Genomic DNA, 25,191 nt, shown 5'->3' on the forward strand with positions numbered 1-25,191 from the left:
TACCGTCGTAGGGTGGGTCCCGGGGGGTCACGCCTCGAAGGAGGTCCAGTTCAGTGACCAGCCAGGTCAGCAGCCCAGCCGAGCAGGCCGACGGGGCCGGGGGTGCGATTGTCGGTGGACAGCGCACCCCGGAGAGTCCGGGCGGCAAGGAAGTGCGCCGCCTCGATCGTGTGATCATCCGATTCGCGGGTGACTCCGGTGACGGTATGCAGCTCACCGGTGACCGCTTCACCTCGGAAACGGCGTCCTTCGGGAACGACCTGTCGACGCTGCCGAACTTCCCCGCCGAGATCCGCGCGCCCGCCGGAACCCTTCCGGGCGTCTCCTCGTTCCAGCTGCACTTCGCCGACCACGACATCCTCACCCCGGGCGACGCCCCGAACGTGCTGGTGGCCATGAACCCGGCGGCCCTGAAGGCGAACATCGCGGACCTGCCGCGCGGCGCGGAGATCATCATCAACACGGATGAATTCACCAAGCGCCCCATGGCCAAGGTCGGCTACGCCACCTCGCCGCTGGAGGACGGCTCCCTCGACGCCTACAACCTGCATCCGGTGCCGCTGACCACCCTGACGGTCGAGGCCCTGAAGGACTTCGGCCTCTCCCGCAAGGAGGCCGAGCGCAGCAAGAACATGTTCGCGCTGGGCCTGCTGTCGTGGATGTACCACCGGCCCACCGAGGGCACCGAGACCTTCCTGCGGCAGAAGTTCGCGAAGAAGCCCGAGATCGCCGAGGCGAACGTCGTCGCCTTCCGGGCCGGCTGGAACTTCGGGGAGACCACCGAGGACTTCGCGGTCTCCTACGAGGTCGCCCCCGCCACCCGCGCCTTCCCCACCGGCACCTACCGCAACATCTCCGGGAACCTGGCGCTCTCCTACGGTCTCGTCGCGGCGAGCCAACAGGCCGACCTGCCGCTCTACCTGGGCTCCTACCCGATCACCCCGGCCTCGGACATCCTGCACGAGCTGTCGAAGCACAAGAACTTCGGCGTGCGGACCTTCCAGGCCGAGGACGAGATCGCCGGCATCGGCGCGGCACTCGGCGCGGCCTTCGGCGGCGCGCTCGGCGTGACCACCACCTCCGGGCCCGGTGTGGCGCTCAAGTCGGAGGCGATCGGCCTCGCGGTGTCGCTGGAGCTGCCGCTCCTGATCGTGGACATCCAGCGCGGCGGCCCCTCCACCGGTCTGCCGACCAAGACGGAGCAGGCGGACCTCCTGCAGGCCATGTTCGGCCGCAACGGCGAGGCCCCCGTCCCGATCGTGGCGCCGCGGACCCCCGCGGACTGCTTCGACGCCGCCCTCGACGCGGCCCGTATCGCGCTCACCTACCGGACCCCGGTCTTCCTGCTCTCCGACGGCTACCTGGCCAACGGATCCGAGCCCTGGCGGATCCCGGAGGTCGCCGACCTGCCCGACCTGAAGGTCAAGTTCGCCACCGCCGCGAACCACACCCTCGCCGACGGCACCGAGGTGTTCTGGCCGTACAAACGGGATCCGGAGACCCTCGCCCGCCCCTGGGCCATCCCCGGCACCCCCGGTCTCGAACACCGCATCGGCGGCATCGAGAAGCAGGACGGCACCGGCAACATCTCCTACGATCCGGCCAACCACGACCTCATGGTCCGCACCCGGCAGGCCAAGGTCGACGGCATCCAGGTCCCTGACGTCGACGTCGACGACCCGGACGGCGCCACCACCCTGGTCCTGGGTTGGGGATCCACCTACGGCCCCATCACCGCGGCCGTCCGCCGGCTGCGCAGCGCCGGACTCCCCATCGCCCAGGCCCACCTGCGCCACCTCAACCCCTTCCCCAGGAATCTCGGCGAGGTCCTGGAGCGTTACGAGAAGGTAGTGGTGCCGGAGATGAACCTCGGGCAGCTCGCCACCCTGATCCGGGCGAAATACCTGGTCGACGCCCAGTCGTACAACCAGGTCAACGGAATGCCGTTCAAGGCGGAGCAGCTCGCCACGGTTCTCAAGGAGGCCATCGATGACTGAGGTGACCGAAGGGGAGCGGACCCTGCTCTCGCTGGTACCGAAGGCCGAGAGCAAGCAGTCGATGAAGGACTTCAAGTCGGACCAGGAGGTCCGCTGGTGCCCCGGTTGCGGTGACTACGCCGTGCTGGCCGCGGTGCAGGGCTTCATGCCCGAACTGGGCCTCGCGAAGGAGAACATCGTCTTCGTCTCGGGCATCGGTTGCTCCTCGCGCTTCCCGTACTACATGAACACCTACGGGATGCACTCCATCCACGGCCGCGCCCCGGCGATCGCCACGGGCCTGGCCACATCCCGCCGCGACCTGTCCGTCTGGGTGGTCACGGGCGACGGCGACGCGCTGTCCATCGGCGGGAACCACCTCATCCACGCCCTGCGCCGCAACGTCAACCTGAAGATCCTGCTGTTCAACAACCGGATCTACGGGCTGACCAAGGGCCAGTACTCCCCCACGTCCGAGGTCGGCAAGATCACCAAGTCGACGCCGATGGGCTCGCTCGACGCGCCCTTCAACCCGGTGTCGCTGGCGATCGGGGCCGAGGCCTCCTTCGTCGCCCGGACCGTCGACTCCGACCGCAAGCACCTGACCGAGGTACTGCGTCAGGCGGCCGACCACCAGGGCACGGCGCTCGTGGAGATCTACCAGAACTGCAACATCTTCAACGACGGCGCCTTCGAGGTCCTCAAGGACAAGGACCAGGCCCAGGAGGCCGTGATCCGACTGGAGGACGGGCAGCCGATCCGCTTCGGCACGGACAACGCGAAGGGTGTCGTACGCGATCCGGCCACCGGGGACCTGGAGGTCGTCGAGGTCACCCCGGCCAACGAGGGGCGGATCCTGGTGCACGACGCGCGGAACGCGAGCCCCACCACCGCTTTCGCGCTCTCCCGCCTCGCCGACCCCGACACGTTGCACCACACCCCGATCGGGGTGTTCCGCAACGCGGAGCGGCCCGTCTACGACACCCTCATGGCCGACCAGCTCGACGCGGCCATCGACCGCAGCGGCAAGGGTGACCTCGGGGCGCTGCTGACCGGCAACGACACCTGGACCGTCGTGGGCTGACCCCGTCCGGGCCGACCCCGTCGTGGGCCGACCCGCCCGCGCGACACGGACGCCGGAAGCCCGGACCTCCCTGGAGGTCCGGGCTTCGGCATGCGCGGCCCGAGACCTCCACCACTTCCCTCCATGCAGCGCTTTCCAAAAGTTAGCGCTTACCTTAGGCTGGCACTGTCACCCAACGAGGAGAGCAGTCATGAGCATCGTCGTCACCGCCGCCACCGGAGCCCTCGGCCGTCTCGTCGTCGAGGAGCTGCTGGAACGGGTCCCCACCGACCGGGTCGCCGTCGTCGTCCGCGACGCGGAGAAGGCCGCCGACCTGGCCGCACGCGGGATCGAGGTGCGCGTCGCCGACTACGACGACCCGGCGGCCCTGGCCCGCGCCTTCGAGCCCGGCGACCGGGTGCTGCTGATCTCCGGCAACGAGATCGGGCGGCGCGTCGCCCAGCACACCGCCGTGATCGACGCCGCGAAGGCGGCGGGCGTCGCGCAGCTGGCCTACACCGGCATCCTCGGCGGCCCCGAGGCCGACTTCGAGCTGGCCGCCGAGCACACCACCACCGAGCAGGCCGTGCTCGACTCCGGGCTCCCGTACACCTTCCTGCGCAACGGCTGGTACCACGAGAACTACACCCGCGAGCTGCCGACGGTCCTCGGGCACGGAGCGGTCGTGGGCAGCGCGGGCGAGGGCCGGGTCGCCTCGGCGGCACGCGCCGACTACGCGGCCGCCGCGGCCGTGGTGCTCACCGGCGAGGGGCACCTGAACCGGATCTACGAGCTCTCCGGCGAAACCGCGTGGAGCCTCGGGGAGTACGCGGCCGAGGTGTCGGCGCTCAGCGGCAAGGAGATCGCGTACGCCGAGGTTCCGGCGGACGAGCACCTGCGGATCCTGACGGGCGCCGGCGTGCCGGAGGGCTTCGCGGCGATCATCGTCGACGTGGACGCGGCGATCGCGCGCGGCCGGCTGGCGGGCACCGGCGGGGACCTGGCCCGCCTGATCGGGCGGCCGACGACCCCGGTCACCGAGGCGATCGGCGCCGCGCTGGCCTGACCCGGGCGGGCTCCCGACGGCTCCCGAGCGGCCTTCACATCCGTACGGGCCCGCCGGCCCCGAAAGATGTCATGAGTATCTCGCGATTACGGGCATGACATCCGGGCCGTACGGCGATACCGTCGTGAAGTTGGCTGGAAGTCGCACAGGAGGCCCCGTGAAGGCGGAGAACGAGCAGCGCACGGGTTTGCTCTACGGATTCGGCGCGTACGGGATGTGGGGGCTGGTGCCCCTCTTCTGGCCCCTCCTCAAACCCTCCGGGGCGGTCGAGATCCTCGCCCACCGCATGGTGTGGTCCCTGGCCGTGGTCGGTCTGGCGCTCCTCGCGCTGCGCCGCTGGGGCTGGATACGGGAGCTGCTCCGCCAACCGCGCAAGCTCGGCCTGACCGCGCTCGCCGCCTCGGTGATCAGCGTGAACTGGGGCCTGTACATCTGGTCGGTCAACAACGAGCACGTCGTCGAGGCCAGCCTCGGCTACTTCATCAATCCCCTGGTCAGCATCGCCATCGGCGTGCTGGTGCTCGGTGAGCGACTGCGCCGCGCCCAGTGGGTGGCGGTCGGTCTCAGCTTCGTCGCCGTACTGGTGCTCGCCATCGGCTACGGGCGACCGCCGTGGATCTCGCTGGTCCTCGCCTTCTCCTTCGCCACGTACGGGCTGATCAAGAAGAAGCTCGACATGGGCGGCCTGGAGTCGCTGGCCGCCGAGACGGCCGTGCTGTTCCTGCCCGCCCTCGGCTACGTGCTGTGGCTCGGCGCGCAGGGGCAGTCCACCTTCGCCGCGCACGGTGTCGGCCACGCACTGCTGCTGGCCGCGACCGGCCTGGTCACGGCGATCCCGCTGGTGTTCTTCGGGATGGCCGCGATCCGGGTTCCGCTGTCCACCCTGGGGCTGCTCCAGTACATGGCCCCGGTCTTCCAGTTCGGGCTCGGCGTCCTGTACTTCCACGAGGCGATGCCGCCCGAGCGCTGGGCGGGCTTCTCCCTGGTGTGGGCCGCGCTGGTGATCCTCACCTGGGACGCGCTGCGTACGGCGCGGCGGTCCCGGGCCAGGCTGGAGGCGGCGGCGCCGACGGTCCTGGCGACACCGGCCCGCGAGCCCGCGTAACGCGCCCCGAGAGGCGCGTGGCGCGGCCCCCCGCGGGGCTCGCGCCGGCAAACACTCCACACCCTCGATCCCCGGTACGGACCACCCGTACCGGGGATCGTCCGTTTTCCGAACTGCCCTGACCGAATTGTGGTCTTGACGGACAGTCATACTCTCGCTGAACATCAGGCTCGCACTGACGCACTAACGCTCACCTGCTCTATCCCCACCCGTTCCGTCATATCCCCGCGGAATCCCGGAGCCCCCACATGAGCCTGTCCGTCTCTCGGCGCCTTGCCGCCGTGACCGCGTTCGCGGTCGCCGGCCTGTTCGCCTCCGCCGTCCCCGCCGCGCTCGCCGCCCCCTCGGCGGTCACCGCGGCACCGACACCGCCCGACATTCCGCTGGCCAACGTCAAGGCCCACCTGTCGCAGCTCTCGACCATCGCCGCCAACAACGGCGGCAACCGTGCCCACGGCCGGGCCGGCTACAAGGCCTCGATCGACTACGTGAAGGGCAAGCTCGACGCGGCCGGCTTCACGACCACCCTGCAGACCTTCACCTCCAGCGGGGCCACCGGCTACAACCTGATCGCGGACTGGCCGGGCGGCGACCCGAACTCGGTCCTGATGGCCGGGTCGCACCTGGACTCGGTGACCTCGGGTGCCGGCATCAACGACAACGGCTCCGGCAGCGCGGCCGTCCTGGAGACCGCCCTCGCCGTCTCCCGGGCCGGTCTGCAGCCCACCAAGCACCTGCGTTTCGGCTGGTGGGGCGCGGAGGAGCTGGGCCTGATCGGCTCGAAGTACTACGTCAACAACCTGCCGGCGGCCGAGAAGGCGAAGATCTCCGGCTATCTGAACTTCGACATGATCGGCTCGCCGAACCCGGGCTACTTCGTCTACGACGACGACCCGACCATCGAGCAGACCTTCAAGAACTACTACGCCGGCCTCGGCGTCCCGACCGAGATCGAGACCGAGGGCGACGGCCGCTCCGACCACGCCCCCTTCAAGAACGCGGGCGTACCCGTCGGCGGCCTGTTCTCCGGCGCCGACTACACGAAGACGGCGGCGCAGGCGCAGAAGTGGGGCGGCACCTCCGGTCAGGCCTTCGACCGGTGCTACCACTCCTCCTGCGACAGTCTGACGAACATCAACGACACCGCCCTGGATCGCAACTCCGACGCCGTCGCCTACGCGATCTGGACCCTCGGTGCGGGCACGCCGGTCCCGCCCGGCCAGTCCTTCGAGAACACGGCGGACGTGAACATCCCGGACTCCCCCGCGGCGGCGGTGTCCTCGCCGATCACGGTCTCCGGCGTGACGGGCAACGCGCCCGCCACCACCAAGGTCGACGTGAACATCGTCCACACCTACCGCGGTGACCTGGTGGTCGACCTGGTCGCCCCCGACGGCACCGTCTACAACCTGCACAACCGCAGCGGCGGCAGCGCCGACAACCTGGTCCAGACGTACACCGTGAACGCCTCCTCCGAGGTCGCCAACGGGGTCTGGAACCTCCGGGTCAAGGACACGGCGGCGCAGGACGTCGGCTACATCAACAGCTGGAAGATCACCTTCTAGTCTTCCGGCCCACCGTTCCACGGCTCCACCGCTCCACCGCTCCGGCACGATCCGATCGTCTCCGATCCGATCGTGCCGGAGCTCGGGCGTCAGACGTCGGACGTCACGCGGCCGACGTCAGGTGTCCTCGGCGTGCGCCTGGGAGGACGCCTGGAGCGGCCCCTGGATGCGGGCACGCAGCTCCTCGGCCACCGCCGCGATGTCCGCGCGGCCCAGTTTCGCCGCCTCCACCAGGTCGCCGAGCTCCTCGGGCGAGGGCAGCTGCTCGGCCCCGGCCACCCGCAGGTACGAGCGGGTCGCGGCGGCCGCGTAGAACTCGTTCATCGGGGACTCCAGCGCCGGGCACACCGCGAGGGTGTGCAGAAACGCGGCGGCCCGCCACGCGGTGTCCGGGGCGGGCTGTTCGGGCACGAGCACGAGGTCGTTCTGGTGCCGGGCGACCGCGGCGGCCACCCCGGAGGGATCCCACACAGCGGGATCGGACGGGAGGTGGTGGGCCAGAGCCGTCCAGGCCCACTCCATGGTGATCTTCAATTGCCGAACCGCTGCTGGAAGTAGCTCCAGTGATCGGCGAACTCCTCTATGCCGGAGAGGAAGTTCTTGCGATCCTCGTCGAGTTCGCGCTCCGTGACCTCGGTGATCAGCGCGGTGACCGTCGTCCCCAGTGCCGCCGCACGTGCCTTCAGGCGTTCGTGGAACTCTTCGTCCAGGCGGATGGTGACGTGTCTCGACATGTCCAACACCGTACAGCGGGTGTGCTGTACGGGCAGCAGGAATGCCGCAAGGGTGGGCAGGGACACAGTCCCCGGCCCACCCTCGCGGCGCTTCGTCCGGCCCGCGACTACTTGTTGGCGTCGGCCGCCTTCACCAGCGCGTCCTTGGTGACCGCGCCGACGTAGACCTTGCCGTCGTCCGTGATCAGGGCGTTGACCAGGCGGGTCGACAGGACACGACCCTCACCGAACTTCCCGGTGACCTTGTCCCCGAGGGAGTCGAGGAACTGCTTGGCCTCCTTCGGGGTGTTCTTGTCCTTCTCCAGGTCCTTCAGGCTGCGGTCGACGCCCGAGTCGATGCGGGCGACGGTCGACCAGCCTTCGCCGAGCACCTTCACGTCGCCCTTCTCGCCCGCGCCACCGGTCAGGCCGCCGAGGCCCGGGAAGGACTCCAGCGCCTTCCAGTGCTCGGCCGCGCCGCCCTTGCCCGCCTCGTCCACGCCCTCGGTCACCTTGGCGCCCTTGGGCGCGGTGAAGGCGAAGGTGTCGGCGGCCGGCTTGGCGAAGTCGACCTTGGTGAAGCCGGCGTCCACGATCGGCTTGCCGCCCTGGGCGGACAGCAGCTGCACGCGCAGCGGCACGCCGTTCTTGGCGTCGACCGCGATCTGGACCGAGCCGACGGTGGAGCCGCTCTGCTTGGGCTTCAGCACCAGCTGGTAGGCGTCGCGCCCGGCCACCTGCGCGGTGTCACCGACGCTGACGTCCGTGGTGGGGCCGGCGGCCTTCAGGATCTCCTCGGCCAGCTTCTGCGGCGAGGCGGCCAGCCGGTCGGCGGTCTTGTGCTCCTTGCCGCCGTCCTTGCCCTTGCCGGCTTCGGCGTTCTTCTCGTGGAAGACCTCGTTCGACTTGGAGTCGTAGCCCCACACGTCGTCGCCGTTGTGGATGAGGCTGTACTCGTCCTTGCCGTCGAGGAAGGTCAGCCGCTGCCGGTCCGGGCCGTCGGCCGCGACGCGCAGGGTGTGGCTGCCGTTCGCCAGCTGGGCGACCTTGTCCTCCGGGTTGGCGGAGCCGCCCGCGATGCCCCCGCCGCCGAGCAGCCCGCTCGCGATCTTCGGCAGCCCCAGGTCGGTGGTGATCCGGGCGGTGCCGGACAGCTGCTGCACGTCCGAGGCCGCGACCTTCTCGATGAGCTGCTGCGCCGTCACCTTCGGCAGGTCGGGCCCGCCGGCGTTGGCGAAGGCCGGAACCATCGCAACGGTCGCCGCGGCCACGCCCGCCACCGCTACCGGTACGGCGTACCGGGCGGCCTTGCGGGAAGTCTTGGTGTTCGGTGCCATGTCAGTGCCCTGCCCTCTGTGTCGACTGCGGTGACCACCGTGTCGCCGCGCTCACCCGATCTGGTGGGGTTTGATGACTCCATCTGACCAAATCGGCGGCCCTGGGGCGTCAGTCCCCGGACGCAACTCGGCGTACGCCCCTGGGATGACATGGAAAGGGCCCCTCTGCCCCGACCCGTAGGGGTCGCCGGGGCGGAAGGGCCCGTTCCGCGGTCTTGGCGGCTACCCGGCGCGGTGCACCACCGCGTCGCAGAGCTCTTCGAGCGCCGACTTGGCGAAGCACTCCGGCAGCGGGGCCAGCATGGCCCGCGCGTCCTCGGCGTACTGGATGGTGTCGCGGCGGGCCCGCTCCAGGGCCGGGTGCGCCCGCAGTCGGGTGAGCACCTCGGCGTGGCGGGCGTCGTCCGTCAGGTCGCCGTCCAGGAGTTCCACGAGCTCCAGGTCCGCGGGGTCGCCGCCCTGGGCCGCCATCTCGCGCAGCCGCAGCACGGGCAGCGTCGGGATGCCCTCGCGCAGGTCGGTACCCGGGGTCTTGCCGGACTCGTGCGCGTCGGAGGCGATGTCGAGGACGTCGTCGGCGAGCTGGAAGGCGGTGCCGAGCCGCTCGCCGTACTGGGTCAGGATGTCGACGACCGACTCGTCGGCGCCGGACATGAGCGCGCCGAAGCGGCCGGAGACCGCGATCAGCGAGCCGGTCTTGCCGGCGATGACGTCGAGGTAGTGCGACACGGGGTCGCGGCCGTCGCGCGGCCCGGCCGTCTCCAGGATCTGGCCGGTCACCAGCCGCTCGAAGGCCTCGGCCTGGATGCGTACGGCCTCCGGCCCGAGGTCGGCCAGGATGTGCGAGGCGCGGGCGAACAGGAAGTCACCCGTGAGGACGGCCACCGAGTTGCCCCAGCGGGCGTTGGCGCTCTCCACCCCGCGGCGGACGTCCGCCTCGTCCATCACGTCGTCGTGGTAGAGCGTCGCGAGGTGCGTGAGCTCGACCACGACGGCGGACGGCACGATGCCGGGCGCGTAGGGATCACCGAACCGGGACGCGAGCATCACCAGCAGCGGCCGGAACCGCTTGCCTCCGGCCCGGACCAGGTGCTGTGCGGCCTCGGTGATGAAGGGGACTTCGCTCTTGGTGGCTTCCAGCAGACCCGCCTCGACGGCGGCCAGTCCGGCCTGGACATCGGTTTCAAGAGCCTGGTCCCGCACGCTCAGTCCGAACGGCCCGACGACGGTCACGAGGGGTACTCCTGTCTGCTGACGATCACGCTGACGATCACATGGATTGTCGATGTGTCGCTGCCATCACTCAAGCCAGCGTATCGGGTCTGTTTTCGATCACCGAGAGCGCCTTCCCGGCCACCACCCGCGCACCGTCCGATACACACCGGTATGTTCATGAAGAGCCGAAACAACCGGAGAATACGTTTTGCCCAGAACTGCGACCGATATGGACGAACCCGCGGATCCGGAGGCCGACCGGCCACCGGCCCGGGACGACCATGCCTTCCTCGGCCACCCCCGGGGCCTCGCCACGCTCTCCGGACTGGAGGTCTGGGAGCGTTTCTCGTTCCTGGGCATGCAGGCCATCCTCGTCCTCTACTTCGCGGACACGGTGGCGAACGGCGGCCTGGGGATGGACCCGGGTACCGCCGCCTCCGTCTCGGCGGCCTACGGGACCATGGTCTACCTCGTCTCCGTCGCCGGCGGATGGCTCGCCGACCGCATCCTCGGTTCGTACCGCGCCGTGCTCTGGGGCGGCATCCTGATCGCCTGCGGCCACTACGCGATGGCCGTGCCCACGGCCACCATGACCTGGATCGGCCTCGGCCTGATCAGCGCGGGTACCGGCCTGCTCAAGCCGAACGTGGCCACCATGGTCGGCAAGCTCTACCGGACGGACGACGACCGGCGCGACGCCGGTTTCGCCCTCTACTACATGGCCATCAACATCGGCGCCTTCGCCGGACCGCTGGTCACCGGCTGGCTCGGGGAGCACCAGGGCTGGCACTGGGGCTTCTCCGCCGCCGCCGTCGGGATGACCGCGGGTCTGATCCAGTACGTCCTGGGCCGCCGTCATCTGGCCGGACGCAAGCACTCCGCCGAGTACGCCCTCGCCCCCGACGCGATGCGCCGCGCCGTGTGGTGGATCGTCGGCGGCCTGCTCGCCTTCGCCGCGCTCGCCACCCTCCTGGCCCTCGTCGGGTGGCTGACCATGGGCCGCTTCGTCGACCTGCTCACCCTGGTCTCCGTGATCGCCCCGATCGTCTACTTCGTGGTGATGTTCCGCAGTCCGCGGGTGACGCGCGAGGAACGCGGGCGACTGCGCCCGTACGTGGTCCTCTTCCTTGCCTCGGTCGCCTTCAACTTCATCCTCTTCCAGGCCTACTCGACGATGATGCTGCTGGCCTCCACCAACGCCGAGAGCACGATCCTCGGCTTCGACTTCCCGTCGAGCTGGTACGCCTCCGCGCTCGGCGCGTTCGAGGTGGCCCTGGCCCCGGTCGTCGCCGCACTCTGGTCCCGGATGGGCCACCGCCAGCCGCACGCCTCCAACAAGATCGCCATCGGGGTGATCCTGGGCGGCCTGTCCTTCCTGCTGATGGTGATCCCGACCTCGGGGCACGACGGGGACGCCTACCGGATGGCCGCCTGGTGGATCGTCGGCTCGTACCTGCTCCTCGGCCTCGGCGACGTCCTGCTGGAGACCTCGGGCATGTCGGCCACCAGCAAGCTCGCGCCGCGGGCCTTCGGCAGCCAGACGATGGCGCTGTGGTTCCTCTCCCTCGCGCTGGCCAACGGCATCCAGGCGCAGGTGGTCAAGGTCTACGGCCAGGTGTCGAACCCCCTGTACTTCGGCCTCAACGGCGCCGTCGCGGTGGCGGCGGGCCTGGTCGTGATGGCGATGGCGCCGTGGCTGCGGCGCACGATGCACCCCGTCCACTGATGCGGCCGGGGGCGGGGGTCCGTGGAGAACGTCCGAGGCGATTGGCGGCTGAGACCAGATGATCATCCGTACCGACTTCCCGTACGGGACCACCCACGAGGATGTCCGGATCCCGCTGCCCGACGGCGTCGAGCTGTACGCCCGGATCTGGCGCCCGGTGACGGACGAGCCGGTCCCGGCCCTGCTGGAGTACCTCCCCTACCGGCTCACCGACTGGACCGCGCCGCGCGACCAGCAGCGCCACCCCTGGTACGCGGGCCACGGCTACGCCTCCGTACGGGTGGACGTGCGCGGGCACGGCTGCAGCGGCGGCCGGCCCGGCGACGAGTACGACGCCCGGGAGCTGGCGGACGGGGTCGCGGTGGTGGAGTGGCTGGCGGCGCAGCCGTGGTGCACGGGGGCGGTGGGGATGTTCGGGATCTCGTGGGGCGGATTCAACTCCCTCCAGATCGCGGCGCTGGCCCCCGAGCCGCTGAAGGCGATCGTGACCGTCTGCTCGACGGACGACCGGTACGACAACGACGTGCACTACATGGGCGGCTCGGTGCTCGCCGTGGACATGCACGCGTGGGCGGCCACGATGCTGGCCTTCGCCTCCCGGCCGCCGGACCCGCGCTTCGTCGGCGACGACTGGCGCCGACGGTGGCTGGAGCGGCTGGAGGCGGTGGAACCCCTCGTCCACACCTGGCTCTCCCACCAGACGCGCGACGCCTACTGGCGCCACGGCAGCGTCTGCGAGGACTACCCGGCCGTGCACGCGGCCGTCCTCGCGGTCGGCGGCTGGCACGACCCGTACCGGGACACCGTGCTGCGGCTGGTCGAACACCTGCCGCCGACCCGCGTACGGGGCCTGATCGGGCCCTGGTCGCACCAGTACCCGGACCGCGGCCTGCCGCCGGGACCGGCCATCGGCTTCCTTCAGGAGACCCTGCGCTGGTGGGACCACTGGCTGAAGGGCGTGGACAACGGGGTGATGGACGAGCCGCTGCTGCGCACCTGGATCAGCGACTCGCACCCGCCGGCGACGGTGTACGACGAGCTCCCGGGCCGCTGGGTCGGCGAGAAGGCCTGGCCCTCGGCGTCCGTCATCCCCGTCCCGTACGTGTTCCAGGGCGCGCCCGTGGACGTCGCCTCCCCGCAGCACACCGGACTGGACGCGGGCCGGTTCTTCCCCTTCGGCAACGACGCCGACCTCCCGCCGGACCAGCGGGAGGAGGACGCGAAGTCGGCCTGTTTCGAGTTCCCGGTGGGGCGCGAGGAGCCGGTGGAGATCCTGGGACGGCCGTCGGTGACCCTGCGGCTGCGACTCGACGTGCCGTACGGGCAGGTGATCGCCCGGCTGTGCGACGTCGCCCCGGACGGCTCCTCGACGCTGGTCACGCGGGGCGCCCTGAACCTCTCCGCGCGCCGGGGCCGGGACCGTGCGGTGCCCTGGCCGGTGGGCTCGTACGAGGACGTCACCTTCGAGCTGAACGGCATCGGCCACGCCTTCGCGCCGGGGCACCGGATCCGGCTCGCCGTGTCCTCCGCGTACTGGCCGTGGATCTGGCCGCGGGCCGGTTCCGAGGCCGGGTGGACCCTGGATCCGGCGGGCAGCGCGCTGACCCTGCCGGTGCGGGCCGGCTCCGCGGCGGACGGCGGGATCGTCTTCGAGGCCCCGGAGCAGGCGGAGCCGCTGGGGGTGGTCTTCCCTGCGACGCTGGACGAACCGCGCCCGGAGCGGCTGGTCGTACGGGACGTGGCGCGCGGGACGTGGCGGCTGGAGGTGGACCCGCGGTACGGGGGCACGCGGGTGTTCCCCGACGGGCTGGAGTACTCCGAGGACGCGGAGGAGGTGTACGAGATCCAGGACGCGGACGCGCTGTCGGCACGCACGTTCTCGCGGTGGCGGATCCGGCTGCACCGGCCGGAACTGGGCTGGGACGCGCGGGTGGAGACGCGGTCGGAGATCCGCTGCGACGCGGGCGGTTTCCTGACGTCGAACGAGGTGGTGTGCCGGGAGGGGGACGAGGTGGTCTTCCACCGGACGTGGGAGCGACGGTTGCCGCGGGCGGCGGGCTGAGCGGGTCGCCCCGCCCTGACGGGCGGCCCCGGGGCTCCGACCGGCGGTCAGCCGAACAGTCGCTCCAGGACCACCGCGATGCCGTCGTCCTCGTTGGACAGCGTCAGCTCGTCGGCGACCGCCACCAGCTCGTGGTGCGAGTTGGCCATCGCCACCCCGTGGGCCGCCCACGCGAACATGGGGATGTCGTTCGGCATGTCTCCGAAGGCGATCGTCCCCGACGGGGAGACGCCGAGGAGGTCCGCCGCCCGCGCGAGCCCGCTGGCCTTGTCGATGCCCGGCGGCTGGAGTTCCACCGTGTGCTCGCCCGCCATCGTGACGTTCACCAGGTGGCCGACCACCGACCGCGCCACCCGGGTCAGTTCGTCGTCGTCCAGTTCCGGGTGCTGGAGCAGCACCTTGTTGATCGGCGCCGACCACAGGTCGCAGCGCCGTGGGACGCGGACCGTCGGCAGGTGGGGGTGCCACATCCGGTAGCCCGGCCCTATCAGCATCTCCGCGTCCAAGCCCTCTTGGTTGACCGCCGCGTAGACCTCGCCGACCTCCGCCTCGATCTTGCCGAGGGCCACGTCGGCCAGCTCCCGGTCCATGGAGACGGAGTGCAGCAGGCGGCCGCGCGCCGCGTCGTAGACCTGCGCGCCCTGCCCGCACACCGCGAGCCCCGTGTAGCCGAGCCGGTCCAGGACGTGTCGGACCTGGGGGACGGGGCGTCCGGTGACGATGATGTGCTGGGCGCCGGCCGCGCGCGCCCTCGCGAGCGCCTCGTACGAGCGGGCGGAGACGGTGTCCCCGGCTTGGAGCAGAGTCCCGTCCAGATCGGTGGCGATCAAGGCATAGGGAAGGGCCGGAGGTGGGGCGGAAGTCACGGCGCCTAGGATACGGACCCCTTTGGACAAGTCCTACAAATTGAGCCTGAATCCGGCCTCCCGCACGCCCCATCCGTCACTTGGCGCGCTCCAGCGTCGAGCAGGACAGGGGCGGGGCAGGGAAGTGCACAACCCCGACCGTAAGGCCCTCGATCGACAGCACGCACCAAAAGATCAGATATGACCGGAACTGTGGATACCTGACCATGGGCGTCGTCCTGGGGTGTGTTTCATCTCCGACCGGGTACCCGCGCTTTCCTGCGGGATCCTGAGTAGCGTGTCCCGCACCGTGTCTACCGGGACACCCCCGGACCGCGTCGAAAGCGAGGCAGTACCCCATGCCCCAGCAGAGCCCCCTCGATGTCCCCGAGGGCGACCCGTTCGGGCCGCACAACCTCCCCTACGGCGTCTTCTCGACCGCCGCGGAAGGCCGCCGCCGGATCGGCGTGCGCATCGGCGGACACGTGCTCGACGCGGGGGCGGCCGCGGCCGCGCTCGGTTCCCCGTACGCCGGGCTGCTCGGGCAGGCCTCCCTCAACCCGCTGCTGGCCGCCGGGCGCACCGCCTGGCGCGACGTCCGCCGCGCGCTGACCGCCTGGGTGACCGACCCCGGCCACCGCCCCACCGTCGAGCCGCACCTGCTGCCGCTCGACGAGGTCACCCTGCACCTGCCGTACGAGGTCGCCGACTACGTCGACTTCTACGCGAGCGAGCACCACGCCACCAACGTCGGCAGGATGTTCCGCCCGGACGGCGACGCGCTGACCCCCAACTGGAAGCACCTGCCGATCGGTTACCACGGCCGCTCCGGCACGATCGTGGTCTCCGGCACCGATGTCGCCCGCCCCTCCGGTCAGCGCAAGGCGCCCACCGACCCGGCGCCCGTCTTCGGCCCCTCCGTCAAGCTCGACATCGAGGCCGAGGTCGGCTTCGTCGTGGGCGCCCCCTCCGAGCTGGGCACCCCGGTGCCGCTGGGCGCGTTCGAGGACCACGTCTTCGGGCTCTTCCTGCTCAACGACTGGTCGGCGCGGGACATCCAGGCCTGGGAGTACGTGCCGCTCGGCCCGTTCCTCGGCAAGTCCTTCGCCACCTCCGTCTCGGCCTGGGTCACCCCGCTGGAGGCCCTGGACGCCGCCCGGGTCGCACCGCCCGCCCGTGAATTCCCGCTCCTGCCCTACCTGGACGACGCCGACCTCGACCGCCCCGGCGGCTTCGACCTGCGCATCACCGTCTCCATCAACGGGCAGGAGGTGGCGCAGCCGCCGTTCGCCACCATGTACTGGACGGCCGCCCAGCAGCTCGCCCACATGACCGTCAACGGCGCCTCCCTGCGCACCGGTGACGTCTTCGGCTCCGGCACCGTCAGCGGTCCCGAGGTCGGCCAGCGCGGTTCGCTGCTGGAGCTCACCTGGAACGGCCGCGACGCCATCGAGCTCACCGACGGCAAGCGCACCTTCCTGGAGGACGGGGACACCGTCACCCTCACCGCCTGGGCCCCCGGCCCGGACGGCACGCGCGTCGGCCTCGGCGAGGTCACCGGCCGCATCGTGGGATCGCGCTAGTCCGGCGCCGGCGTACGGGCGGCGGCCGCGGTCCGGATCCGGACGCGGACGTCCGCGCGTACGCCGCCCGCGGTTGAGCGGCGGGTCACGGCCGGACCGGGCCCCGGCCCGCTCCGGTGGCCTCGATCCCCTTGGCGATCTCGGCCAGGTCGGCGGGGGTCAGGGTCGGCGAGCCCGCGCCGATCCAGCCGTCCACCTGGCGGGCGGTGCGGGCGCCGACGATCGCACCGGTCAGCCCCGGCCAGGCCAGCACCCAGGCGAGGGCGACCTCGGCGACGGACACCCCGTGCCGCCGCGCGACGGGGCGCAGCACCTCGACGACGGTGAGGTTGGCGGCGAGCCGGGTGGTGAAGTCCGGGTGGCGGCGGCGCCAGTCGTCGGCCGGCAGCGCGGCGACCCGCTCCGCGTCGAAGGTTCCGGTCAGCAGTCCGGACTGCATCGGTGAGTAGGCGATGACGCCGGTGCCGTGGGCCGCGGCCCAGGCGATCTCGTCCGCCGCCTCCCGCTTGAGCGCCGAGAACGGCGGCTGGATCGCGTCCACGTGGGCGATCCGCTCGGCCCGCTCCAGCTCGTCGACCGAGTGGTTCGACAAGCCGATCGCGCGTACCTTGCCCTCCTTCTTCAGGTCGGCCATCAGCTGCCAGTACTCCTCCAGCGGGGTCGCGCCCGCCGCGGTGTCGGCGCCGCGGTGCTCCAGGGATTCACCGGTGTCGGGCCAGTGCACCTGGTACAGGTCGATCCACTCGACGCCGAGGCGGCGCAGCGAGTCCTCGATCTCGCGCCGTACGCTCGCCGGTCTCATCGTGCGGACGGGGGCGGCGGCGGGGTCGGCCGGGTCCCAGACCAGCCCGACCTTGGTGAAGACGTACGGCCGCTCCCCGTCGGGGAGTCCGGCGATCGCGCGGGCGACGAGCTCCTCGGAGTGGCCGAGTCCGTAGACGGCGGCGGTGTCGATCCAGTTCACCCCGCTCCGGACGGCGTGGCGGACGGCGGCGACGGAGTCGGCGTCGTCGGTGGCGCCCCAGCCGTAGCGCCAGGCGGCGCCGGCGACGGCCCAGGCGCCGAAGCCGAGGCGGCTGATGTCCATGCCGGTGGTGCCGAGGGGGGTGGTGGGCAGAGTGCTCATGCGTGCTCCTGACGGTCCGTCGCTCGGTCGGGCTGCCGCCCGTCGGGTGGCCATGGTGGGGCGGGCCGGACGGGAAGCCCAGCGTCGCGTCGCACCCGGTTCCGCGCATGCCGGCCGCGCCGGCCCCCCGTTCGGAGGCGCGCCGCGTGCGCCCGGCGGGCGGGGCCGGGATGGTGGACGGACGAATGGAAGCGGGAACCCGTACCCCGTACCCCCACCGCGAGGAGCCGCCGCCATGTCCCTACGCAGCTTGAAGACCGTCCTGACCTGTGCGGCCGCCGTGTCGCTGGGTCTGGCCGCCGTGGTCCCGGCGCACGGGGTGGAGGGGCCGGCTCCCGACCCTCGGGACGAGCGGGCGATGCGGGACATGGCGACGGCGATCGCGGTGACGGCCAAGTACGCGGACGAGCGGGAGGCCATCAAGGACGGGTACGTCCCGAAGGGAGAGGAGTGCATGACCAACCCGTTCGGGGTGGGCGCCATGAACTACCACTACGTCAAGCAGGCCAACTGGGGCTCGCTGGACCCGGCCAGGCCGACCGCGCTGCTGTACAGCAAGGACAAGGACCGTAACGGCCGCCGCAGGCTGGAGACCGTGGAGTGGATGTCCACCGACCGGGACCAGGACCTGAAGACCGCGGACGACCGGCCGAGCATGTTCGGTCTGCCCTTCGACGGCCCCATGCCGGGCCATTGGGCGGGCATGCCCAAGCACTACGACCTGCACATGTGGGCGTACAAGAAGAACCCGGCCGGCCGCTTCCACAACTGGAACCCGGCGCTGACCTGCCCGAAGAAGGCCCCCACCCCGGGCAAGCCCGCCCCCGCGTCCCACGGGCACGGGCACTGACGCACCGGCGGGGCGCACGACATGACCAAGGGCCCGACTCCCCCGGGGGAGTCGGGCCCTTGGTCGTGTCAGGAACCGGTCAGCGGACGAAGGTGCTCGCCTGCCCCGCCAGCTCCAGGAAGTACTGCGGAGCGAGGCCCAGGACCAGGGTGACGGCGACTCCCACCGCGATGGTGGTCATCGTCAGCGGCGAGGGAACCGCCACCGACGGGCCGTCGGCCTTCGGCTCGCTGAAGAACATCAGGACGATCACCCGGATGTAGAAGAACGCGGCGATCGCGGACGAGAGGACACCGATCACGACCAGCACCCCGGCGCCGCTCTCCGCCGCCGCCCTGAACACGGCGAACTTGCCGGTGAAGCCGGAGGTGAGCGGGATGCCCGCGAAGGCGAGCAGGAACACCGCGAAGACGGCCGCCGTCAGCGGTGACCGCCGGCCGAGGCCCGCCCACTTGGACAGGTGCGTGGCCTCGCCGCCCGCGTCCCGCACCAGCGTGACCACCGCGAAGGCGCCGATCGTCACGAAGGAGTACGCGCCCAGGTAGAAGAGGACGGACTGGACGCCCTGCGCCGAGGTCGCGATGACACCGGCCAGGATGAAGCCGGCGTGCGCGATCGAGGAGTAGGCCAGCAGCCGCTTGACGTCCGTCTGGGTCACGGCGATCACCGCGCCCGCCAGCATGGTGACGATGGCGACCGCCCACATCACCGGTCGCCAGTCCCAGCGCAGCCCCGGCAGGACCACGTAGAGGAGGCGCAGGAGGGCGCCGAAGGCGGCCACCTTGGTCGCCGCCGCCATGAAGCCGGTGATCGGGGTCGGGGCGCCCTGGTAGACGTCCGGGGTCCACATGTGGAAGGGGACCGCGCCGACCTTGAAGAGCAGGCCCATCAGGATCAGCGCGCCACCGATCAGCAGCAGCGCGTCGTTGCCCATCGTGGAGGCCAGCGCCGGGTCGATCTTGGCGACCGTGCCGTCGACGACGTCGGCGATCACCGCGTACGAGACCGAGCCCGCGTACCCGTAGAGCAGTGCGATGCCGAAGAGGAGGAAGGCGGAGGAGAAGGCGCCCAGGAGGAAGTACTTCACCGCGGCCTCCTGCGACATCAGCCGCTGGCGGCGGGCGAGGGCGCAGAGCAGGTACAGCGGGAGGGAGAACACCTCAAGGGCGATGAACAGCGTCAGCAGGTCGTTGGCCGCCGGGAAGATCAGCATGCCGGCGATCGCGAACAGGGCCAGCGGGAAGACCTCGGTGGTGGTGAAGCCCGCCTTGACGGCGGCCTTCTCGCTGTCGCTGCCCGGTACGGACGCCGCCTGGGCGGCGAAGGAGTCCACCCGGTTGCCGTGCGCCGCGGGGTCCAGTCGCCGCTCGGCGAAGGTGAAGACCGCGACGATCGAGGCCAGCAGGATGGTGCCCTGCAGGAAGAGCGCCGGGCCGTCCACGGCGATGGCGCCCATCGCGGCGACGTGGGCCTTGTCCGACCCGTACCCGCCGGCGGCGAGGCCGACGACCGCCGCGAAGGCCGAGGCCAGCGCGGCGACGGCGAGGAACACCTGGGTGTAGTAGCGGGCCTTGCGAGGCACGAAGGCCTCGACCAGGATCCCGAGCACCGCCGCGCCCACCACGATCAACGTGGGCGCGAGCTGTGCGTACTCGATGGTCGGTGCCGGGATCCGGTCGGCCGGTGCCTCGGCCGCCAGTGTCCACAGGCTGTGGGCGGAAGTCGCTGCGCTCACTTCGCCGCCTCCCCGTTCTTGGCTTCGACGTCGACCTCGGGCTTCGGGTCCGTCTGCTTCACGTCCGACATGGTGTACTCCACCGCCGGGTTGACGATGTCGGTGAGCACCTTCGGGTAGACGCCCAGTCCGATCAGCAGGGCGATCAGCGGGGCGACCACCAACACCTCCCGCAGGCGCAGGTCCGGCATGGTGCGGACCTCCTCCTTCACGGGGCCGGTCATCGTGCGCTGGTAGAGCACCAGCGTGTAGAGGGCGGCGAGCACGATGCCGGTGGTGGCGATGATGCCGACGACCGGGTACCGGGCGAACGTGCCGACCAGGACCAGGAATTCACTGACGAAGGGCGCGAGGCCCGGCAGCGAGAGGGTGGCGAGGCCACCGATCAGGAAGGTGCCGGCGAGGACCGGGGCCACCTTCTGGACACCGCCGTAGTCGGCGATGAGCCGCGAACCGCGCCGCGAGATCAGGAAGCCGGCCACCAGCATCAGCGCCGCCGTCGACAGGCCGTGGTTGACCATGTAGAGCGTGGCGCCGGACTGTCCCTGGGAGGTCATCGCGAAGATGCCCAGGATGATGAAGCCGAAGTGCGAGATCGAGGCGTAGGCGACCAGCCGCTTGATGTCCCGCTGGCCGACCGCGACCAGCGCGCCGTAGACGATGCTGATCAGGGCCAGGACGAGGATGACCGGCGTGGCCCACTTGCTGGCGTCGGGGAAGAGCCCGAGGCAGAAGCGGAGCATCGCGAAGGTGCCGACCTTGTCGACGACCGCGGTGATCAGTACGGCGACCGGGGCGGTGGACTCGCCCATCGCGTTCGGCAGCCAGGTGTGCAGCGGCCACAGCGGGGCCTTGATCGCGAAGGCGAAGAAGAAGCCCAGGAACAGCAACCGCTCGGTGTTGGTCGACATGTCGAGCGTGCCGGCGGCCCGGGCGGCGGTGATCTCCTGGAGGGAGAAGTTCCCGGCGACCACGTAGAGGCCGATGACGGCCGCCAGCATGATCAGGCCGCCGACCAGGTTGTAGAGGAGGAACTTGACCGCCGCGTACGAGCGCTGCGTGGCCGCGTTCTCCTCGGAGCCGCCGTGTGCCCTGTCCCCGAAGCCGCCGATGAGGAAGTACATCGGGATGAGCATGGCTTCGAAGAAGATGTAGAAGAGGAAGACGTCGGTGGCCTCGAAGGAGATGATCACCATCGCCTCGACCAGCAGGATCAGGGCGAAGAAGCCCTGGGTCGGCCGCCACCGGTAGCTCTTGCCCGCGGCGGAGCCGCTGTCGGACGCGGCCAAGGGGTCGGCGTCGTGCCAGCCGGCCGCGATCACGAAGGGGATCAGGAGCGCGGTGAGCCCGATGAGGACGACGCCGATCCCGTCCACGCCGAGTTCGTAGCGGACACCGAAGTCGGCGATCCACGGCCGGGATTCGGTGAGCTGGTAGCGGTCACCGGTCGGGTCGAACCGGATCGCGACGAGCACGGCCAGGGCCAGTGTCGCCAGCGAGAAGAGCAGCGCGAGCCACTTGGCGGCGGTCCTGCGGGCGGCCGGGACGGCCGCCGTCAGGATCGCGCCGACCGCGGGGACCGCGGCCGTCACCGTCAGAAGCGGGAAACTCATTTCACACCGCCCTCATCAGCAGGGTCGCGGCGATCAGGACCACCGTGCCCCCGAACATCGAGACCGCGTAGCTGCGGGCGTAGCCGTTCTGCAGCTTGCGCAGGCGGCCCGAGAGCCCGCCGACCGAGGCGGCCGTCCCGTTGACCACCCCGTCGACCACGCTGTGGTCGAGGTACACGAGCGAGCGGGTCAGGTGCTCCCCGCCGCGGACCAGCACGACGTGGTTGAAGTCGTCCTGGTAGAGGTCCTTGCGGGCCGCCCGGGTGAGGAGCGAGCCGCGCGGGGCGACGACCGGGACGGGCTTACGGCCGTACATGGCCCAGGCGATGCCGACGCCGACGAGGAGGACGACCATGGTGGCCGCGGTGATCGTCATGGCGCTGACCGGCGGGTCGCCGTGTTCGTAACCGGTGACGGGCTCCAGCCACTTCAGGAAGCGTTCGCCGATCTCGAAGAATCCGCCGGCGAAGACCGACCCGAAGGCCAGGATCACCATCGGGATCGTCATCGACTTCGGGGACTCGTGCGGGTGCGGCGGGTGGCCCTCCGCGTCCGGCTGCCAGCGCTTCTCGCCGAAGAAGGTGAGGAGCATGACGCGGGTCATGTAGAAGGCGGTGATGCCGGCGCCCAGCAGGGTCACTCCGCCCAGGATCCAGCCCTCGGTGCCGCCCTTCGCGAAGGCCGCCTCGATGATCATGTCCTTGGAGAAGAAGCCCGACAGGCCCGGGAAGCCGATGATGGCCAGGTATCCGAGGCCGAAGGTCACGAAGGTGACCGGCATGTACTTCCGCAGGGCCCCGTACTTGCGCATGTCGACCTCGTCGTTCATCCCGTGCATCACGGAACCCGCGCCGAGGAAGAGACCTGCCTTGAAGAAGCCGTGCGTCACCAGGTGCATGATCGCGAAGACGTAGCCGATGGGGCCGAGGCCCGCGGCGAGGATCATGTAGCCGATCTGCGACATCGTCGAGCCCGCCAGGGCCTTCTTGATGTCGTCCTTCGCGCAACCGACGATCGCACCGAAGAGCAGCGTGACCGCGCCCACGACGGTGACCACCAGTTGGGCGTCCGGCGCCCCGTTGAAGATGGCGGCCGAGCGGACGATCAGGTACACACCCGCCGTCACCATGGTGGCCGCGTGGATGAGGGCCGAGACCGGGGTCGGGCCCTCCATCGCGTCCCCGAGCCAGGACTGCAGCGGGACCTGCGCCGACTTGCCGCAGGCGGCCAGCAGCAGCATCAGGCCGATCGCCGTCAGCGTGCCCTCGGAGGTCTCGCCCACCGAGGCGAGGACCGGCCCGAAGGTGAAGGTCCCGAAGGTGGTGAACATCAGCATGATCGCGATCGACAGACCGATGTCGCCGACGCGGTTGACCAGGAAGGCCTTCTTCGCGGCGGTGGCCGCGCTGGGCTTGTGCTGCCAGAAGCCGATCAGGAGGTACGAGGCGAGGCCCACGCCCTCCCAGCCGAAGTACAGCAGCAGGTAGTTGTCGGCGATGACCAGGAGCAGCATCGCGGCGACGAACAGGTTGAGGTAGCCGAAGAAGCGGCGGCGGCGCTCGTCGTGCTCCATGTACCCGATCGAGTACACGTGGATGAGCGTGCCCACCCCGGTGATCAGCAGGACGAAGGTCATCGACAGCTGGTCCAGCTGGAAGGCCATGTCCGCCTGGAAGCCCTCGACGGGGATCCAGGTGTACAGCTTCTGGGTCAGGGTCCGGTCCTCGGCCGTGCGCCCCAGCATGTCGGCGAACAGGGCGACGCCGATCCCGAAGGAGACGGCCGCGAGCAGGGTGCCGATCCAGTGACCGACCTTGTCGAGGCGTCGGCCGCCGCAGAGCAGCACCACCGCTCCGAGCAGGGGCGCTGCCACCAGCAGCGCAATCAGGTTCTCCACAGCGACCCCTTACAGCTTCATCAGGCTGGCGTCGTCGACCGAGGCCGAGTGGCGGGTACGGAACAGCGACACGATGATCGCCAGGCCGACCACGACCTCCGCGGCGGCGACGACCATCGTGAAGAACGCGATGATCTGGCCGTCGAGGTTGCCGTGCATCCGGGAGAACGCGACGAAGGCGAGGTTGCAGGCGTTGAGCATCAGCTCGACGCACATGAACAGCACGATCGCGTTCTTGCGGATCAGGACCCCGGTGGCACCGATGGTGAACAGCAGGGCCGCCAGGTACAGGTAGTTGACCGGATTCACTTCGAGGCCTCCTCACGGCCGAGGCGCTCCGACGAGGCCTGCTCCAGTGCCTTGAGGTCGTCGAGCGCCTGGCTGGAGACGTCCCGGATCTGGCCCCGGGCGCGCAGCGTCCGGTTGACGGTCAGCTCGGACGGGGTGCCGTCCGGCAGCAGACCGGCGACGTCCACCGCGTTGTGCCGGGCGTAGACGCCGGGCGCCGGCAGCGGCGGGAGCTGGACGCCCTCGCGGACCCGCTTCTCGGCGAGTTCGCGCTGGGTGGCGGCCCGTTCGGTGCGCTCCCGGTGGGTGAGCACCATCGCGCCGACGGACGCGGTGATCAGCAGCGCGCCGGTGATCTCGAAGGCGAAGACGTACTTGGTGAAGATCAGCTGCGCCAGGCCCTCGATGTGCCCGCCGGAGTTGACCCGGCCGAGCCCGTTGAAGTGGGTGAGCCCGGCGTTGGCGAGGCCGCCGATCAGCAGGACGCCGAAGCCGAGCCCGCACAGGAGGGCCATCCAGCGCTGCCCCTTGATGGTCTCCTTCAGGGAGTCGGCGGCGGTGACGCCGACGAGCATGACCACGAAGAGGAAGAGCATCATGATCGCGCCGGTGTAGACGATGACCTGGACGACGCCCAGGAAGTACGCCCCGTTGGCGAGGTAGAACACGGCCAGGATGATCATCGTCCCGGCCAGGCTGAGTGCGCTGTGCACGGCCTTCTTCATCAGGATCGTGGCCAGGGCGCCGATGACGGCGACCGAGCCGAGGATCCAGAACTGGATCGCCTCGCCCGTGGAGGTCATGGTCGCGGAGGCGGCGAGGGCGCTCATGCGTCGACCTCCTCGGACTGCCCGTTCTCCGGGGCAACCTCGCCCTTGGAGACGGCGACCTGCCGGACGGTGCCCGGGGCGGCCCCGGTCACCAGTCCGCGGTAGTAGTCGGTGTCGTCCGTGCCGGGGAAGATCGAGTGCGGTGCCTCGACCATGCCCTCGGTCAGACCGGAGAGCAGCTGCTCCTTGGTGTAGATGAGCGATTCGCGGCTGGAGTCGGCCAGTTCGAACTCGTTCGTCATGGTCAGCGCCCTCGTCGGGCACGCCTCGACGCACAGCCCGCACAGGATGCAGCGGGCGTAGTTGATCTGGTAGACGCGGCCGTACCGCTCACCCGGGGAGTAGCGCTCCTCCTCGGTGTTGTCCGCGCCCTCCACGTAGATGGCGTCGGCGGGACAGGCCCAGGCACACAGCTCGCACCCGATGCACTTCTCCAGACCGTCGGGGTGCCGGTTGAGCTGATGCCGTCCGTGGAAGCGCGGCGCGGTCGTCTTCTGCTGTTCCGGGTACTGCTCGGTGAGGCGCTTCTTGAACATGGCCTTGAAGGTCACGCCGAAGCCCGCCACCGGGTTCTGCCACTTCTCGTCGGACATCTC

Annotated in this window: 21 protein-coding genes; 9 read left to right on the forward strand and 12 right to left on the reverse strand. The window is 70.5% G+C overall.

Features of this window, described 5'->3' with window-relative positions; translation table 11 throughout:
• Positions 1–53: 53 nt before the first annotated feature.
• The 5 genes from ACWG52_RS15915 to ACWG52_RS15935 all read left to right on the forward strand — a co-directional run bounded on the left by ACWG52_RS15915 (position 54) and on the right by ACWG52_RS15935 (position 6,775).
• A complete protein-coding gene (locus tag ACWG52_RS15915) occupies positions 54–1,997 on the forward strand; it encodes a 2-oxoacid:acceptor oxidoreductase subunit alpha (RefSeq protein ID WP_389807930.1) in 1,944 nt (647 codons plus the stop codon).
• On the forward strand, positions 1,990–3,060 hold the full coding sequence (locus ACWG52_RS15920; protein WP_161291509.1) for a 2-oxoacid:ferredoxin oxidoreductase subunit beta: 1,071 nt from the start codon (positions 1,990–1,992) through the stop codon (positions 3,058–3,060). The genes ACWG52_RS15915 and ACWG52_RS15920 overlap by 8 nt, the downstream gene beginning before the upstream one ends.
• A 190-nt stretch (positions 3,061–3,250) precedes the next feature.
• Positions 3,251–4,105: an SDR family oxidoreductase gene (locus ACWG52_RS15925; protein WP_453128921.1), complete on the forward strand. Its 855-nt coding sequence runs from the start codon at positions 3,251–3,253 to the stop codon at positions 4,103–4,105.
• A gap of 157 nt (positions 4,106–4,262) precedes the next feature.
• Positions 4,263–5,210: an EamA family transporter RarD gene (gene rarD, locus ACWG52_RS15930; protein WP_389807937.1), complete on the forward strand. Its 948-nt coding sequence runs from the start codon at positions 4,263–4,265 to the stop codon at positions 5,208–5,210.
• 248 nt (positions 5,211–5,458) lie between these two features.
• Positions 5,459–6,775: a M28 family metallopeptidase gene (locus ACWG52_RS15935; RefSeq protein WP_389807940.1), complete on the forward strand. Its 1,317-nt coding sequence runs from the start codon at positions 5,459–5,461 to the stop codon at positions 6,773–6,775.
• Positions 6,776–6,892: 117 nt separating this feature from the next.
• Here the strand turns inward: ACWG52_RS15935 and ACWG52_RS15940 are convergent, their stop codons facing one another.
• The 4 genes from ACWG52_RS15940 to ACWG52_RS15955 all read right to left on the reverse strand — a co-directional run bounded on the left by ACWG52_RS15940 (position 6,893) and on the right by ACWG52_RS15955 (position 10,058).
• Positions 6,893–7,309: a hypothetical protein gene (locus ACWG52_RS15940; RefSeq protein ID WP_389807943.1), complete on the reverse strand. Its 417-nt coding sequence runs from the start codon at positions 7,307–7,309 to the stop codon at positions 6,893–6,895.
• Entirely contained in the window at positions 7,306–7,509 is a 204-nt protein-coding gene (locus tag ACWG52_RS15945; RefSeq protein ID WP_234314053.1) for a ribbon-helix-helix domain-containing protein, read from the reverse strand. The genes ACWG52_RS15940 and ACWG52_RS15945 overlap by 4 nt, the downstream gene beginning before the upstream one ends.
• A 107-nt stretch (positions 7,510–7,616) precedes the next feature.
• Complete coding sequence (locus ACWG52_RS15950; RefSeq protein ID WP_390168062.1) at positions 7,617–8,825, reverse strand: LolA family protein; 1,209 nt, start codon at positions 8,823–8,825, stop codon at positions 7,617–7,619.
• 222 nt (positions 8,826–9,047) lie between these two features.
• Positions 9,048–10,058 (reverse strand): polyprenyl synthetase family protein, encoded by a 1,011-nt coding sequence (locus ACWG52_RS15955; RefSeq protein ID WP_033224186.1) that lies wholly within the window; start codon positions 10,056–10,058, stop codon positions 9,048–9,050.
• A 211-nt stretch (positions 10,059–10,269) separates the two neighbouring features.
• Here ACWG52_RS15955 and ACWG52_RS15960 point away from each other — a divergent pair, with 211 nt between their 5' ends.
• Both ACWG52_RS15960 and ACWG52_RS15965 read left to right on the forward strand, forming a co-directional pair.
• Entirely contained in the window at positions 10,270–11,766 is a 1,497-nt protein-coding gene (locus tag ACWG52_RS15960; protein ID WP_390168060.1) for a peptide MFS transporter, read from the forward strand.
• A gap of 58 nt (positions 11,767–11,824) precedes the next feature.
• Positions 11,825–13,828, forward strand: a complete 2,004-nt coding sequence (locus tag ACWG52_RS15965) for a CocE/NonD family hydrolase (RefSeq protein ID WP_389807952.1) — start codon at positions 11,825–11,827, stop codon at positions 13,826–13,828.
• Between the two features lie 47 nt (positions 13,829–13,875).
• Here ACWG52_RS15965 and ACWG52_RS15970 read toward each other — a convergent pair whose 3' ends face one another.
• Positions 13,876–14,694 carry an HAD family hydrolase gene (locus ACWG52_RS15970; protein WP_386017287.1) on the reverse strand — a complete coding sequence of 273 codons (819 nt, stop codon included), beginning with the start codon at positions 14,692–14,694 and terminating at the stop codon, positions 13,876–13,878.
• Positions 14,695–15,032: 338 nt separating this feature from the next.
• On the opposite strand from ACWG52_RS15970, the gene fahA reads away from it, so the two are divergent.
• Entirely contained in the window at positions 15,033–16,256 is a 1,224-nt protein-coding gene (gene fahA / locus ACWG52_RS15975; protein ID WP_389807956.1) for a fumarylacetoacetase, read from the forward strand.
• 85 nt (positions 16,257–16,341) lie between these two features.
• Here fahA and ACWG52_RS15980 read toward each other — a convergent pair whose 3' ends face one another.
• Positions 16,342–17,382 (reverse strand): aldo/keto reductase, encoded by a 1,041-nt coding sequence (locus ACWG52_RS15980; RefSeq protein WP_390138728.1) that lies wholly within the window; start codon positions 17,380–17,382, stop codon positions 16,342–16,344.
• Between the two features lie 235 nt (positions 17,383–17,617).
• Here ACWG52_RS15980 and ACWG52_RS15985 point away from each other — a divergent pair, with 235 nt between their 5' ends.
• A complete protein-coding gene (locus ACWG52_RS15985) occupies positions 17,618–18,232 on the forward strand; it encodes a hypothetical protein (protein WP_389807963.1) in 615 nt (204 codons plus the stop codon).
• A gap of 79 nt (positions 18,233–18,311) precedes the next feature.
• On the opposite strand, the gene nuoN is transcribed toward ACWG52_RS15985, so the two are convergent.
• Genes nuoN through nuoI form a run of 6 tightly spaced genes read right to left on the reverse strand, consistent with a single transcriptional unit; the run spans position 18,312 to position 25,188 of the window.
• Entirely contained in the window at positions 18,312–19,967 is a 1,656-nt protein-coding gene (gene nuoN / locus ACWG52_RS15990) for an NADH-quinone oxidoreductase subunit NuoN (protein WP_390138724.1), read from the reverse strand.
• Positions 19,964–21,580 carry an NADH-quinone oxidoreductase subunit M gene (locus ACWG52_RS15995; RefSeq protein WP_389807969.1) on the reverse strand — a complete coding sequence of 539 codons (1,617 nt, stop codon included), beginning with the start codon at positions 21,578–21,580 and terminating at the stop codon, positions 19,964–19,966. The genes nuoN and ACWG52_RS15995 overlap by 4 nt, the downstream gene beginning before the upstream one ends.
• Position 21,581: 1 nt before the next feature.
• A complete protein-coding gene (nuoL, locus tag ACWG52_RS16000; protein WP_266442932.1) occupies positions 21,582–23,477 on the reverse strand; it encodes an NADH-quinone oxidoreductase subunit L in 1,896 nt (631 codons plus the stop codon).
• A 9-nt stretch (positions 23,478–23,486) separates the two neighbouring features.
• Complete coding sequence (gene nuoK / locus ACWG52_RS16005) at positions 23,487–23,786, reverse strand: NADH-quinone oxidoreductase subunit NuoK (RefSeq protein WP_030653455.1); 300 nt, start codon at positions 23,784–23,786, stop codon at positions 23,487–23,489.
• On the reverse strand, positions 23,783–24,595 hold the full coding sequence (locus ACWG52_RS16010) for an NADH-quinone oxidoreductase subunit J (RefSeq protein ID WP_389807973.1): 813 nt from the start codon (positions 24,593–24,595) through the stop codon (positions 23,783–23,785). Before ACWG52_RS16010 ends, nuoK begins: the two co-directional genes overlap by 4 nt.
• Positions 24,592–25,188: an NADH-quinone oxidoreductase subunit NuoI gene (nuoI, locus tag ACWG52_RS16015; RefSeq protein WP_030758067.1), complete on the reverse strand. Its 597-nt coding sequence runs from the start codon at positions 25,186–25,188 to the stop codon at positions 24,592–24,594. Before nuoI ends, ACWG52_RS16010 begins: the two co-directional genes overlap by 4 nt.
• Positions 25,189–25,191: the final 3 nt, after the last annotated feature.

It is taken from the genome of Streptomyces sp. CLCI03 (genome assembly GCF_053615355.1).

Excerpts from the sequence above, each read along its gene's own strand:
- ACWG52_RS15920 (WP_161291509.1), top strand. The coding sequence starts at position 1,990 with ATGACTGAGGTGACCGAAGGGGAGCGGACCCTGCTCTCGCTGGTACCG.
- ACWG52_RS15925 (WP_453128921.1), top strand. The coding sequence starts at position 3,251 with ATGAGCATCGTCGTCACCGCCGCCACCGGAGCCCTCGGCCGTCTCGTC.
- ACWG52_RS15935 (WP_389807940.1), top strand. The coding sequence starts at position 5,459 with ATGAGCCTGTCCGTCTCTCGGCGCCTTGCCGCCGTGACCGCGTTCGCG.
- ACWG52_RS15945 (WP_234314053.1), bottom strand. The coding sequence starts at position 7,509 with ATGTCGAGACACGTCACCATCCGCCTGGACGAAGAGTTCCACGAACGC.
- ACWG52_RS15950 (WP_390168062.1), bottom strand. The coding sequence starts at position 8,825 with ATGGCACCGAACACCAAGACTTCCCGCAAGGCCGCCCGGTACGCCGTA.
- ACWG52_RS15960 (WP_390168060.1), top strand. The coding sequence starts at position 10,270 with ATGGACGAACCCGCGGATCCGGAGGCCGACCGGCCACCGGCCCGGGAC.
- ACWG52_RS15965 (WP_389807952.1), top strand. The coding sequence starts at position 11,825 with ATGATCATCCGTACCGACTTCCCGTACGGGACCACCCACGAGGATGTC.
- fahA (WP_389807956.1), top strand. The coding sequence starts at position 15,033 with ATGCCCCAGCAGAGCCCCCTCGATGTCCCCGAGGGCGACCCGTTCGGG.
- ACWG52_RS15980 (WP_390138728.1), bottom strand. The coding sequence starts at position 17,382 with ATGAGCACTCTGCCCACCACCCCCCTCGGCACCACCGGCATGGACATC.
- ACWG52_RS15985 (WP_389807963.1), top strand. The coding sequence starts at position 17,618 with ATGTCCCTACGCAGCTTGAAGACCGTCCTGACCTGTGCGGCCGCCGTG.
- ACWG52_RS15995 (WP_389807969.1), bottom strand. The coding sequence starts at position 21,580 with ATGAGTTTCCCGCTTCTGACGGTGACGGCCGCGGTCCCCGCGGTCGGC.
- ACWG52_RS16010 (WP_389807973.1), bottom strand. The coding sequence starts at position 24,595 with ATGAGCGCCCTCGCCGCCTCCGCGACCATGACCTCCACGGGCGAGGCG.
- nuoI (WP_030758067.1), bottom strand. The coding sequence starts at position 25,188 with ATGTCCGACGAGAAGTGGCAGAACCCGGTGGCGGGCTTCGGCGTGACC.